Genomic DNA, 13085 nt, shown 5'->3' on the forward strand with positions numbered 1-13085 from the left:
ACCTCCAGATAAAAAACGCAGCATAGCGCAGCCCAGGAATGGCCGCGCCCGGCAAAGCCTGTGGATAGTTTTTGCATAAGCCACCAGTTATCCACAGCTTGCGACAGATTCCCAAAGTTGTTCATTTGGACGGTACACCCCAGAAGCGCAGTCACACACACCCGTCAAAACAGGCTAAGTGCTTGGCCTGCAAGGCTTAAAAGCACTTATCCACAGCGGAGGGGCATCCTTACTACTACTACTATTGAGTAATAGAAATATTAGAAGTATTAGAAGAAGAGATAACAAAACCGGGACCGGCGAGACCGCCTTGAATTTTCCGTGTTCCGCTATCAAAAAAATAGCTACTCCCCTTGAGGAAATATGCGCTAACCCCGGTTTTATATAAATTCACCAATGTGTCCACCATCCGGCCCGCCAACAAGCACCATGGCGTGTGACAGCTGGTCGGCGGGCAAGGGCCGCCCAAACAGATAACCCTGGTAGGCCAGGCAACCGTGCAAAGCCAAGAAGTTGCGCTGGTCAGCAGTTTCCACACCCTCGGCAATCACATTCAGCCCCAGGCTTTGGCCCAGGCCAATGATGGTGCGCACGATGGCGGCATCGTTGGGGTCGGTCATCACATCGCGCACAAACGACTGGTCGATCTTCAGCAGATCCAGGGGCAGGCGCTTCAGGTAGGCCAGCGATGAATAGCCCGTGCCGAAGTCGTCCAGCGAAAAGCCTACGCCCTGGGCTTGCAAGGCTTCCATCTTGGCGATCACTTGCTCGATATCGTCCACCAGTAGGCTTTCGATCAGCTCCAGCTTGAGCTGAGAGGGCCTGGCTCCGGTGGTGCGCAGAATTTCCAGCACCTGCTGCACAAAACCAGGGTGTTTGAACTGGCGGGAGCTGACATTCACCGCCATGGTCAGGTGCTGGGCGCTGGCGCGGCTTTGCCAGCTGGCAAGCAAGGTGCAGGCTTGCAGCAGCACCTGGCGGCCCAGTTCCAGGATCAGGCCAGTTTCTTCGGCCAGCGGAATAAAGGCAGCGGGCGACACCAGGCCGCGCACAGGGTGGTGCCAGCGTGCCAAGGCCTCCACACCGGTCAGCAGGCCTTGGGCATTGTGCTGGGTCTGGTAGTGCAGAAACAGCGCTCCCTGTGCCAGGGCCAGGCGCAAATCGGCCTCCAGTGTGGCTTTGTCGGTCACGGCGGCCTGCAGTTGCGGGTCGAAAAACCGCAGGGTATTGCGCCCGGCGGCTTTGGCCTGGTACATGGCGATATCGGCTTGCTTTAGCAATTCACCCACGGTATTTGGGCTGCTGCTGAACGGCGCAATACCGATGCTGGAAGTGCTTAGGTGTTCGTGCTGGTCCAACTGGTAGGGTTGGGCCAGGGTGGACAGGATTTTTTCGCCCACCCGTTTGGCTTGTTCGGCTGCCGCGATCGGGTCGTGCCCTAGCTCTTCGAGCATGACCACAAATTCATCGCCGCCCAGGCGGGCCACGGTGTCCATGGTGCGCACGCAGTGGCCCAGGCGCAACGCCACTTGCTGTAGCAGCAGGTCGCCCTTGTCGTGGCCCAGGGTGTCGTTCAAGGTTTTGAAATTGTCCAGGTCGATGAACAGCAGCGCCCCACCCTGGCCATGGCGTGCACTGGTGGCCAGCGCGTGGCCCAGACGGTCCAGCAGCAGCTGGCGGTTGGGTAGCAGGGTTAGCGTGTCGTAAAACGCCAGCTTTTCAATTTCGCGTTCGGTAGCCTTGCGCTGGGTGATGTCGCTGCTGATCGACAGGATGGAATGAGGCTGGTTATCGGTATCGGTGATCAGGGTCCAGCGGACTTCGGCTTCGATGCGCTGGTCGTCTTTGCGGTAAATGGCCAGTTCGCCGCGCCACTCACCCTTTTCCATCACGGCTTCGTAAGCGTGGGCCACGGCTGTGGGGTTTCGGTACACCTGGTGCAGCAAGGCGGAGCCCACGGCTTCTTGCGAGGTCCAGCCGTACAGCTGCTCTGCCCGTTTATTCAGGTACAGCACGCGCTGGTCCAGACCGCGCACGACGATGGCATCCTGGGCCTGGTCCAGCACGGTGGCCTGCTGCCGGATACGGGCATCCGAAAGGCGCTTGTTTTCCTGGGCGCGCAAATGCTGGATGCCGAACGCAATGTCCTCTGCCAGTTGCAGCAGCAGGGGGATTTCATCAGAGGCGATATCCACCGTGGTGTTGGCATACAGATAGAACAGGCCCAGCGTACGTTCTGCGCTACTGTCGCTGCTGCGCAAGGGCAGGCTGGCTACACCGCGCAAATCATCTACCCAGGGCTCTTTCAGCCAGCTTTGGAAGATGGCTTCACGCCGGATGTCGGGCACCACCACCATTTCCCCCGAGCGGATGGCCCGCCCTGCCGGGCCCTGTCCATAGGGCGACTCCGACGACCAGGACATGGGCCAGACGGTGAAGTGCTCGGCAATGCTGCCGGCATGGGCCACGATCAAAATGTTTTTATCGGCATCGTCCTGCGCAAACCCGACCCAGGCCATGCGGTAGCCGCCGATATCCACGGCGATGCGGCAAATATCGTGCAACAGCGTGGATTCCGAGCTGGCCCGCACCAGGGCTTCGTTGCAGGTGGTCACCATGGAATGGGCCCGGCTCAAACGTGCCAGGTCTTTTTCGGTGCGCAGATGCTGGGTTACGTCATGTGCCAGCACCATGCGGGCCGCTTGGCCGTTGAACTGCAGGCGGTCGGTAGATATTTCTACATCAATGGCACTGCCGTCTTTTTTGACATGGCATCGGGGCAGCGCATGCAGGGGGTCTTCGGGCGGCAGGGCTTCTGCCTGCACGCCACCCAGGCCCATGCCCAGAAACTCGGCCCGCGAATACCCGTAGCGGCTGATGGCCGCCTGGTTGACCGCCAGGATGGCAAGGCCCTGCGGGTCGGTGACCCATATCGGCAACGGGTTGTTGTCGAAAAGTGTGCGGTACTGTTGTTCAGATGCCTGCAACTGGGCGTGGAGGGCGACCTGGGTGTCTGCGGGTAGCGTGTTCCGGGGGGTCTCTGCCATATGCTTTTTCTATTTCTGGAGGGGGGTCGTGGTGGTGGCTTACACCGTGGTGCACGCCGCCATACGATGATCTTACGGAATGCCCGGCAGGCCCATGGATTGCGCCAACTGGTCTGCGGGCAGTGGCCGGGCAAAGAAATAGCCTTGAAAGGCTTGGCAACCGTGCTGGGCCAGAAAGTCGCGCTGCTCGGCGGTTTCCACGCCTTCGGCGATCACGTTCAGCCCTAGGCTTTGGCCCAGGCCGATGATGGTGCGGGCAATCACTGCATCGTTGGGGTCGGTCATCACGTCGCACACAAACGACTGGTCGATCTTCAGCTGGTCCAGCGGTAGGCGCTTCAGGTACGACAGCGACGAATAGCTGGTGCCAAAGTCGTTCAGTGAAAAGCCCACCCCCTGGGCTTGCAAGGCTTCCATCTTGGCAATCACCTGCGCGATGTCGTCTACCAGCAGGCTCTCAGTGAGCTCCAGCTTGAGCTGCCGCGGGTTGGCACCAGTCTCGGCCAGGGTGTCCATCACCTGCTGCACAAAGTCGGCATGCTTGAACTGGCGCGAGCTGACGTTGACCGCCATGGTCAGGTGCTGCGTGTCGACCCCCTGGCCCCAATCGGCCAGCAGGCTGCAGGCTTTGGCCAGCACCAGGCGACCCAGCTCCAGGATCAGGCCGGTTTCTTCGGCCAGCGGAATAAAGGCCGCTGGCGACACCAGACCGCGCTGCGGGTGCCGCCAGCGCACCAGGGCTTCCACGCCCGTCATGCCACCTTGGGCGTTGTGCTGCGACTGGTAATGCAGGAAGAATTCGTCTTGTGCCACGGCCTGGCGCAAATCGGCCTCCAGTGCTGCGCGGGCGGTCACCTCGGCCTGCAACTGGGGGTCAAAAAAGCCCAGTGTGTTGCGCCCTGCCCCTTTGGCCTGGTACATGGCAATGTCGGCTTGCTTGAGCAGCTCGCCCACGGTATCGGGCTGGTGGCTGAACGGCGCGATGCCGATGCTGGAGGTGCTTTGGTATTCGTGCCCGGCCAGCGTGTAGGGCATGCTCAGCGCGGCCAGGATTTTTTCGCCGATGTGTTTGGCCTTGACCCCGGCGGCGCGCGGGTCGGGGCCCAGGTCTTCAAGCATCACCACAAACTCATCGCCGCCCAGGCGGGCCACGGTATCGGCGCTGCGCACGCAGGCCGCCAGGCGCAGAGCGACCTGTTGCAGCAGCAGGTCGCCCTTGTCGTGGCCCAGGGTGTCGTTCAGGGTTTTGAAATTGTCCAGGTCGATGAACAGCAACGCTCCACCTTGGCCGTTGCGGGCGCTGGTGGCCAGCGCGTGGCCCAGGCGGTCCAGCAGTAACTGGCGGTTGGGCAGGTTGGTCAAAGGGTCGTAGAAGGCCAGCTTTTGCACTTCGCGCTCGGTGGCTTTGCGCTGGGTGATATCGGTGTTGACGGCCATGATGGAGTGCGGCTGGTCTTGCGCGTCGCGCACCAGCGTCCAGCGGGCCTCGATCACCATCTGGCTGCCGTCTTTGCGGTTCTGGGTAATTTCGCCATGCCATTCTCCCTGCTCCAGCACGCATTGCGATGCGGTCGCAAAGGCCTGCGGGCTGGCGGTGTAAATGTGCTCCACCATCGACCGGCCCAGCACTTCGATGGCCGTCCAGCCGTAAAGCCGTTCGGCGCTTTTGTTCCAGAACAGGATCCGGTGGTCGATGCTGCGCACCACGATGGCATCTTGCGCCTTGTCCAGCAGCGAAGCCTGGTGGTGGATCTGCGTATCGGCCAGGCGCTGGGCTTGCTGGGTGCGCAGGTGGTCGATACCAAAGGCAATGTCGTTGGCCAGCTGCTGCAGCAGCGGCAGCTCGTCCGCCCCGGCTTCCAGGGTTTCTGTAGCCGTGAGGCAGAACAGCCCGTAGGTGCCGCTGGCATTGCGCAGCGGCAGGCAGACAATGCTGAGCGGCGTGGCGGAGGGGTAGCGGGCCAGCCACAGCTGCAGGCTGGGGTCTTGCCGCATATCCGGCACCAGTACCACTTCGCCCGAACGCAGGCAGCGCCCGGACGGTCCTTGGCCAAAGCGCGATGTGGCGGACCAGGAGAACGGCCACTGCTTCATATCGGGGTCGATATCGCCCACACCGGCCACCAGCCGGATGGACTTCGCGTCGTCGTGCTCCGCAAAGCCTACCCAGGCGTTTTTATAGCCCCCAATCTCCACCGTGATGCGGCAGACCTCGTGCAGCAGCGCCGATTCGCTGCTGGCACGCACCAGGGCTTCGTTGCAGGCGCTGAGCATGCGCTGGGCGCGGCCCAGGCGGGCTAGACTGCGCTCGGCCCGCAACCGGGCGGTGATGTCGTTGACCATCACCATGCGGGCGGCCTGGCCGTTGAATTGCACGGTGCTGGTGGACATTTCCACGTCGATCACGCTGCCATCGGCACGCCGGTGGCGGCGGTGGCGGTGCAGCAGGCTGTGTGTGCTGTCGCCCAGCAGGGTGGCCTCGGTATCGGCATCCGTGGGGTTTTCGGCACAGTTGGTCGGGGTCAGAAATTCGGCCTGGCTGTAGCCGTAGTGCGCCACTGCCGCGGAGTTGACCGCCACGATGCGCTGGCTGTGCAGCTGCTGCACCCACATGGGCAGCGGGTTGCCTTCAAACAGGGCGCGGTACTGCTGCTCGGAGGCCTGCAATTGCAGCAGCAGCTGGATTTGCGTGGCCAGGCTGGTCAGCGCTGTGCGCTGGACGGCATCCAGCAAATGCGGCGGGTCTTGAGTCCACATGACCCACAGCACCGCGATGCAGCCCGCGTCGGCGCTCCACACCGGCGTGGCGACGCACAGGCCCAGGCTGTCGCTGGGCAGAACTTGGGGTTCGGACGTGGGGGCCAACTGCTCTGCCACATGTTGCAGTTGCGCTAGTGGCCATTCGCTGGGGCCCGTGTGTGCGACCAGGCTGTGTGTGCCCTGGTAGACCTGGGTCAGGCTGGCGCTGGCCGCGGCGCAGAGCTGGGCCGCCAGTTGCGCCAGTTGCTGGAACTGCCCGGCGCCCAGGGTCCCGGTGCTGGGCATCAATGCCGCACCCCACTAAAAGACCTAAAGCGCCGGACGCACGGCTTCCCGGCGGTGGCAGTGGCTGAAAGACCCAGAGGTGCAGACATGGTGGAGGGGAAGTTGTTAGCAAATGTAGCTTTAATCCCCCCGCAATGTATCTGGCGGGCCCGGCTTTGCGGGTATTTACCCGTCGATGCTGTCGTGCGTGGCCGCGCTGCCCTGGCGCCAGTAGCCTGCGGCCTTGGTCCATTGCGGTTGCACGCCGCGTTCGCCCACCAGGTGGGCACGCAAGGCCTTGGCGGTGTGGGTTTCGCAGCCCACCCAGGCGTGGATGTCGCCGGGCGGCAGGGCCAGGCTGCGCAGGCGCTCCAGCAGCAGCGGCTGCTGGCCGTGCGGCTGGCCCTGGCGGTGCACCCAGACCACGGTGGCCTGGGCGGCGCTGGCCAGGGTTTGTTCGTCGGCGGGACTGTCCACTTCAATCAACACCAGCGCGGGGGCTCCGGCGGGCAGTTCGCCCAAGCGCCGGGCAATGGCCGGAATGGCGGTGTCGTCGCCGATCAGCAGGTGGCCGTCAAAGTCGGTTGGCAAGATGAAGGAGCCACGCGGGCCGCCCACGCCCAGCGTCTGGCCCACCTGCGCCTGCGCCGCCCAGGTGGTGGCCGGGCCTGCGTCGTGCAGGGCAAAGTCGATCACCAGGGTCTGCGCCTGTGGGTCGAACTGCTGCGGCGTGTAGTCGCGCATGGTGGGGCGCGGGCCGTCTTCGGCACCGCCGGGCAAGATGACTTCGCCGGTGGCGGGGTCAGGGAAGAAGACTTTCACGTGGTCGTCAAAGCCGGGGCTGGTAAAGCCCGCCAGATCCGGCCCGCCAAGTGTGATGCGGACCATGTGGGGCGTGAGTTGCTGGGTGCGTGTAACCGTGAGCTGGCGAAATTTCAGCTCGTGGCGGACGCGGGTGGCGGTGCGGTTGGGGGTGTTCATCAAATACGTTCCAGTTGTTGGGCTGCGTTGTCCAGAATCTGGGCAAAGGCGTGGGCTTGTTCGTCGCTCAAGGGGGCTCCGCCCAGGCGCATGCGGGCGGCCAGTTTGAAGTTTTCCAGCGCGCGCACCACCTGGGGCGGGCGGCCGGGGTGGGGTGCGTCGGCGTTGGCCATGCGGGACAGCAGGGCATCGGCTTCGGCGCGGTTTTCGGCCAGAAAAGCTTGGCCTGCGTCGGTGATGCTGTAGAGCTTGCGCCCACCACCGCTCTCGGCCATGGTGGTGTAGCCCAGCTCTTCCAACAGGGTCAGCGTGGGGTAGATCACGCCGGGGCTGGGGCTGTAGCTGCCACCCAGACGGTCGCCGATTTCCTTGATCAGCTCGTAGCCGTGGCGGGGCTTGTCGGCGATCAGTTGCAGCAGCACCAGGCGCAGGCCGCCGTGGCCAAACACCCGGCCCGGCCCGCCGCCGTGGCGACCGCCGCGCCCGGGGTGTTCACCGCCGGGATGGGGATGCTCGCCACGCACATGGTGGCCATGGTGGTGACCGTGCAGGTGGTGGTGATTTGCGCGCCCATGGCGGGGGCCGCCGTGGTCCGAGTGGTCGCAGTGTTTTTCAAAATGGGGCATAGGTTTTTTCGATGCGATTTAGATGCCATTACGATATATCTAAATCAAATCGAAAGATACAAATGAAGACAATACCCCTGCAACGAAAACGGGATATTTGCTATATAATATGTAGCAATTAACGTAAGTAATATATGGGCTATAGGCCTATTTGATGCTTAAACTTGCCGCAGATGCCAGGCTTTGGTCCGGGTAAAGGTCTGGATGCCGTAGGTGGACAGGGTCAGGCCCACGCCCGAATCGCCGTGGCCGCTCCAGGGCAGGCGGGGGCTGACGCGGTCGCAGCAGTTCCAGTAGACGCTGCCGGCGTTCACCTGGGCCAGCACGGCGCGGGCACGGGCCTCGTCGGGGGTGAAGACCCCGGCGGTCAGGCCGTAGCGGGTGTCGTTCATCAGGGCTACCGCCTCGGTATCGCTGGCCACCTTCTGGATGCCGATGACGGGGCCGAAGCTTTCCTCGCGCATCAGGTCCATGCTGTGGCCCACATCCACCAGCACGGTGGGGGCAAAGGTGTTGCCCGGCAGGCGCGTGCCACCGGTGAGCAGCTTTGCACCCTTGGCCACGGCATCGGCCACCTGCGCGTCCAGCACATCGAGCTGGGCAGCGCGGGTGATGGCACCGATGTAAGTGTCGTCCGCCATGGGGTCGCCCACCTTGAAGCCGTGCACCGTGTCGACAAACGCGGCCACAAAGGCATCGAACACTTTTTCGTGCACGTAGATGCGTTCCACCGAGCAGCAGCTTTGGCCGGTGTTGTACATCGCGCCGTCGGCCAGGGACGCGGCGGCGGTGGCGGGGTTGGCATCGTCGCAGACGTAGGTGGGGTCCTTGCCGCCCAACTCCAGCTGCAGCTTGACCATGCGCGGGCCCAGCGCCTGGGTGATCTTGGCCCCGGTGGTATACGAGCCGGTGAAGAACAGGCCGTCGATGCGCTGCGTCTGCAGGGCCGCGCCCACCTCGCCGCCGCCCACGCACAGCGCCAGCACGTCGGCAGGCACGCCCGCAGCGTGCAGCAGCCGGGCGATGGCCATGCCGGTCAGCGTGGCGAATTCGGACGGCTTGTAGAGCACGGCGTTGCCGGTCAGCAGTGCGGGCAAGATGACATTGCAGCCCACAAACCAGGGGTAGTTCCAGGCCGAGATATTGGCCACCACGCCCAGCGGGATGTGCTGGATCTGCTCGGTCATGCCGCCGTCGGTAAACACGGTCTGGGTGGCGGTGCTGGCTTCGGCTTCGGTCAGAAAGAAGTCGATGCGGCCCAGCAAGCCATTGAGCTCATTGCGCGACATGCTGATGGGCTTGCCGGTTTCGGCCGTCATAGTGGCGGCCAGGGCCTCCAGCTCGGCCACCACGGCGGCGCGGAAGCGGGCCACGCAGGCCAGGCGCTGCGGCAGCGGCGTGGCGGCCCAGGCGGGCTGGGCGGCGCGGGCGGCCTGAAATTTGGCGGCGACGCTGGCGGCACCGTCGGCGGGCACCTGGGTGATTTGCGTGCCGGTGGCGGGGTTGTAGATAGCAAGGGTGGTCATGCGGTGTCCTTGGCAGCCTGGGCGGCGGCCAGAAAGTGGGTGAGCAAAGGGGTGTCGTCCAGCGTGCCCAGGGCAGGCTGGTGGAATTCGGGGTGCCACTGCACGGCGGCCACATAGGCCGGGCCGGTGCTGCGGATGGCTTCGATCATGCCGTCGTCCGGGCTACGGGCTTCGACCATAAAGCCGGGCGCCAGGTCTTTGATGGCCTGGTGGTGGATGCTATTGATTTGGTGGCTGCTTGCGCCCGCCAATAGGGCACTGAGGCGTGTTTCGGGCACGATTTCCAGCGCGTGAAAATGGTGGTCGTAGGCATCGGCATCGCGGTGCAGCACGGCCTCGGGGCGCTGGGTGGCGATGTCCTGGTACAGCGTGCCGCCAAAAGCCACGTTGATCAACTGCAGGCCCCGGCACACGCCAAACACCGGCTTGCCTGCCGCCACAAAGGCGCGCACCAGGGCTTGCTCGTAGCCGTCGCGGATGCGGTCGCCGCTCCAGCGCTCTTGCAGCGGGGTTTCGCCATAGCTGCCGGGCCACACGTCGGCCCCGCCGTGCAGCACCAGGCCGTCCAGCCAGTGGGCGTAGTCATCAAAGCCAATCTCGCCGCGGGCGGTGTCGCCCACCGGGGACGGCACCATCACCGGCAGCGCACCGCCGGACATGATCCAGTGCGCCATGGACTGCTCGACGTACTGCAGCGTCTTTTTGGCAAACGCGGCGCGCGCCGGGTCGGGGTGCAAAAAGCAGGCGCTGATGCCGATCTTCAGACGGTCTTTCGGATGGTGTGTCACATCGCCTCCAAAAACAGCGCCTCGAAATCTGCCGCCGTGCAGGGCCGCGGATTGGTCTGGTGGCACATGTCGGCGGTGGCAATTTCCACCAGGCGCGGCAGGTGCTCGGGTTTCACGCCAAAGTCGGCCAGCCGGGTGGTGATGCCCACGTCCACCTTGAGCTGGCGCAGCCAGGCGACAAAGGCCGGGCCACCGCCGGGCACCTTGCACACATGGGCCAGCTCGTCGAACTTGTGCGGTACGGCGGCAAAGTTCCAGGCCATCACGGTGTCGATCATCAGCGCGTTGGCCAGGCCGTGGTGCAGGTCGCACACGGCACCCAGGGCGTGGGCGCAGGAGTGCACTGCGCCCAGGTCTTTCTGGAACGCAATCGCGCCCATCATTGAGGCCATCATCATGTCGGACCTGGCCTGCAGGTTGCCCGGTTCGCGCACTGCGGTGCGCAAGGCGGCGGCGGCGATGCGTATGCCCTCCAGCGCAATGCCGTCGCATAGCGGGTGGTAGGCGGGCGACAGGTAGCTTTCGATGTTGTGGGTGAGCGCGTCCATGCCGGTGGCGGCCGTCACGTGGGCGGGCAGGCCCAGGGTGAGTTCGGGGTCGGCAAACACGGTTTTGGCCAAAATATGGGCGCTGAACACCACACGCTTGAGGTGGGTGTCGTTCTCGCTCACCACGCTGGAGCGGCCCACTTCCGAGCCGGTGCCCGAGGTGGTGGGCAGCGCCACAAAGTAAGGCAGAGGTTGGCTGATGGGGCGCACCTGCGGGTGGTCCCACACGTATTCCAGAATGTCACCCGGGTGCGTGGCCGGAATGCCCACCACCTTGGCCACGTCCAGCGCCGCGCCGCCGCCAAAGCCGATCACGCAGTCGGCGTGGTGGGCTTTGAAGGCTGCGGCACCGTCCATCACCTGGCTACAGGTTGGGTTGCCAAACACGCCGCTGAACACGGCCACGTCCAGCCCCTGCAGGTGGGTCAAAAATTCGGCCATCACCGGCAGCGCGGCCAGGGCCTTGTCGGTGACGATGAGCGGGCGTTTCAGGCCCTGGTCCAAGAGGTGTTGGGCCACCAGTTTGCGGGCACCGGGGCCGAACTTGATCGGCGTGGGGAAGGCGAAGGAGGAGATGGTCATGGTGTATTTGAAGCGAGCGTGTTGATGGGCTGGGTCATATGGGTTTTGCCAAAGGAAATGCCGTCTACGCGGATGGCATCTGGCTCAGTGCCAAAGGCGGTGAAGCCGGTTTTTTGATACAGGGCCAGGGCCGCAGGGTTGTTGTCGGTGACGGTGAGAACTACGCGCGCGATACCGGATGCGCGTGCAGCGTGCAGTGCTGTTTCTACCAGCGCATGTGCCAAGCCACGCCGGGTGTATTCGGGTGCTACGTACATGCCGACCAGGGTAGCTTTATGGTGGTTTTTGGTGCGGGTCTCTACGCTCAAGCCCACCATCGCCGCCAGCGTGCCGTTGACGAAAGCGCCCCAGAGTTTGTCGGTGCCTGCCAGGCGCTTTTCAGTGTCCGCAAGAGGGCGCGCGCTTTCTTCTTCAAAGCTGGAGGTAAATGCGTCGGCATGCTCACGTAAGGCCCGCAAACGCAGGGCCCGGTAGGTGGTGGCATCTGAGGGGTCAAGTCGTCGAATTTGCATCAAATAATTTCAAAATAGCGTTTCATTTCCCAGTCGGTCACCGCATCCAGCCACTGCCGCCATTCCCATTCGCGGGTGGCGGCGAAGTGGTCTACGAATGCGTTGCCCAGCCAGTCGCGGGCGATGGTGGACTGCTGGAAGTTGCGGGTGGTTTCAATCAGCGTGCGGGGGGCTCGGGCGATATGTTCCGCGCCGCCGTTGGTGCCGGTGATGGGCGGGGTGGTGAGTTTGAGGCCCTTCTCCACGCCATCCAGCCCGGCGGCAATCACCGCGGCCATGGCCAGGTAAGGGTTCACGTCGGCCCCGGGGCAACGGGTTTCCAGCCGCGTGGCCTTGGGGCTGCCGGCAATCACGCGGAAGCTGGCAGTGCGGTTATCTATGCCCCAGGTGGGTTTGACCGGCGCCCAGAAGCCATCGACCAGGCGTTTGTAGCTGTTGATGGTGGGCCAGATCATCGGGCCGAATTCCATCAGGCAGGCTACCTGCCCGGCCAGGTAGCTCTCGAACAGCGGGCTCATCCTGCGGGGGCTGGCCGCATCAAAAAACAGGTTGTTCTTGCCGTCGCTCAGGCTCTGGTGGATGTGCCCGCTGCAGCCCGGCATATTCTGGTGCGGCTTAGCCATGAAGCTGGGCATGATGCCGAAGCGGGCACCGATTTCCTTGGCCCCGGTTTTGAACAGAATCGCCCGGTCGGCCTGTGCCAGTGCTTCGCTGAAGCCGATCGCCACCTCGAACACGCCGGGCCCGGTTTCGGTGTGCAGGCCTTCGATGGGTACGCCAAAGGCCAGCATTTCGTCCATCAACGCGTTGAAGAAGGGCCGGTTCTGGTTCATGCGCAAGAGCGAATAGCCAAACATGCCGGGGGTGAGCTGCGTGGCCCCCACGCCTTTTTTGTCGGCCCAGGTTTGCGGCGTTTCCAGGAAGTTGAACCACTCGAACTCCATGCCGGTCATCACCTGGAAACCCATTTTTTCGGCACGCTTGAGTACTTTTTTCAGGGTTTGGCGCGGGCACAGCGGATGGGGGCTGCCGTCGGCCAGCACAAATTCGCCCAGAAAAAACGGCACCTTGTCGTCCCAGGGCACGTTGCGGGCGGTGTCCAGGTCGAGCCGTGCCAGCGCATCGGGAAAGCCGTGCTGCCAGCCGGTGACGGTGGTGTTGTCGTAGCAGGTGTCCGTCATGTCCCAGCCCAGCACCACGTCGCAAAAGCCGAAGCCACCCGCCGGGTAGGGTTCGGCTGCGCCCATGAACTTGTCGATATGCAGGTATTTGCCGCGCAGCACGCCGTCAATGTCGGCCACCGCGACCTTGACCTTGGCGGCGCCGGAGGTTTGCAGCGCGGCCAGGGCCGGGTGCAGGGGGGAAGTTGTTGCCATCTTGTCTCTCGCTGTATTTTTAGTCCTTGTATTCAAGCGCGTCGCCCGGTGCTTGTCAATTGCGATTCTGTAGAT

The 13085-nt window shown here is 63.7% G+C and carries 9 protein-coding genes; all 9 read right to left on the bottom strand.

Features of this window, described 5'->3' with window-relative positions:
• Window positions 1-380 precede the first annotated feature (380 nt).
• Window positions 381-3047: an EAL domain-containing protein gene (locus tag Q0T48_RS12970; RefSeq protein WP_295956987.1), complete on the bottom strand. Its 2667-nt coding sequence runs from the start codon at window positions 3045-3047 to the stop codon at window positions 381-383.
• Between the two features lie 72 nt (window positions 3048-3119).
• Window positions 3120-6092 (bottom strand): EAL domain-containing protein, encoded by a 2973-nt coding sequence (locus tag Q0T48_RS12975; RefSeq protein WP_366887955.1) that lies wholly within the window; start codon window positions 6090-6092, stop codon window positions 3120-3122.
• Between the two features lie 165 nt (window positions 6093-6257).
• Window positions 6258-7052, bottom strand: a complete 795-nt coding sequence (locus Q0T48_RS12980; protein ID WP_295956988.1) for a siderophore-interacting protein — start codon at window positions 7050-7052, stop codon at window positions 6258-6260.
• Window positions 7052-7678 carry a PadR family transcriptional regulator gene (locus tag Q0T48_RS12985; RefSeq protein WP_295956990.1) on the bottom strand — a complete coding sequence of 209 codons (627 nt, stop codon included), beginning with the start codon at window positions 7676-7678 and terminating at the stop codon, window positions 7052-7054. Before Q0T48_RS12985 ends, Q0T48_RS12980 begins: the two co-directional genes overlap by 1 nt.
• A gap of 158 nt (window positions 7679-7836) precedes the next feature.
• On the bottom strand, window positions 7837-9204 hold the full coding sequence (locus Q0T48_RS12990; protein WP_295956992.1) for an aldehyde dehydrogenase family protein: 1368 nt from the start codon (window positions 9202-9204) through the stop codon (window positions 7837-7839).
• Window positions 9201-9992 carry a gamma-glutamyl-gamma-aminobutyrate hydrolase family protein gene (locus tag Q0T48_RS12995; protein ID WP_295956994.1) on the bottom strand — a complete coding sequence of 264 codons (792 nt, stop codon included), beginning with the start codon at window positions 9990-9992 and terminating at the stop codon, window positions 9201-9203. The genes Q0T48_RS12990 and Q0T48_RS12995 overlap by 4 nt, the downstream gene beginning before the upstream one ends.
• Window positions 9989-11122: an iron-containing alcohol dehydrogenase gene (locus tag Q0T48_RS13000; protein ID WP_295956997.1), complete on the bottom strand. Its 1134-nt coding sequence runs from the start codon at window positions 11120-11122 to the stop codon at window positions 9989-9991. Before Q0T48_RS13000 ends, Q0T48_RS12995 begins: the two co-directional genes overlap by 4 nt.
• Window positions 11119-11634 (bottom strand): GNAT family N-acetyltransferase, encoded by a 516-nt coding sequence (locus Q0T48_RS13005; protein ID WP_295956999.1) that lies wholly within the window; start codon window positions 11632-11634, stop codon window positions 11119-11121. Before Q0T48_RS13005 ends, Q0T48_RS13000 begins: the two co-directional genes overlap by 4 nt.
• On the bottom strand, window positions 11634-13010 hold the full coding sequence (locus tag Q0T48_RS13010) for a glutamine synthetase family protein (protein ID WP_295957000.1): 1377 nt from the start codon (window positions 13008-13010) through the stop codon (window positions 11634-11636). Before Q0T48_RS13010 ends, Q0T48_RS13005 begins: the two co-directional genes overlap by 1 nt.
• Window positions 13011-13085 lie beyond the last annotated feature (75 nt).

The sequence above is a fragment of the Rhodoferax sp. genome (genome assembly GCF_025354435.1).
Lineage (GTDB): Bacteria > Pseudomonadota > Gammaproteobacteria > Burkholderiales > Burkholderiaceae_C > Rhodoferax_B.

Coding starts and splice junctions, on each gene's coding strand:
- Q0T48_RS13005 (WP_295956999.1), bottom strand. CDS start 11,634: ATGCAAATTCGACGACTTGACCCCTCAGATGCCACCACCTACCGGGCC.
- Q0T48_RS12975 (WP_366887955.1), bottom strand. CDS start 6,092: ATGCCCAGCACCGGGACCCTGGGCGCCGGGCAGTTCCAGCAACTGGCG.
- Q0T48_RS13000 (WP_295956997.1), bottom strand. CDS start 11,122: ATGACCATCTCCTCCTTCGCCTTCCCCACGCCGATCAAGTTCGGCCCC.
- Q0T48_RS12970 (WP_295956987.1), bottom strand. CDS start 3,047: ATGGCAGAGACCCCCCGGAACACGCTACCCGCAGACACCCAGGTCGCC.
- Q0T48_RS13010 (WP_295957000.1), bottom strand. CDS start 13,010: ATGGCAACAACTTCCCCCCTGCACCCGGCCCTGGCCGCGCTGCAAACC.
- Q0T48_RS12985 (WP_295956990.1), bottom strand. CDS start 7,678: ATGCCCCATTTTGAAAAACACTGCGACCACTCGGACCACGGCGGCCCC.
- Q0T48_RS12980 (WP_295956988.1), bottom strand. CDS start 7,052: ATGAACACCCCCAACCGCACCGCCACCCGCGTCCGCCACGAGCTGAAA.
- Q0T48_RS12990 (WP_295956992.1), bottom strand. CDS start 9,204: ATGACCACCCTTGCTATCTACAACCCCGCCACCGGCACGCAAATCACC.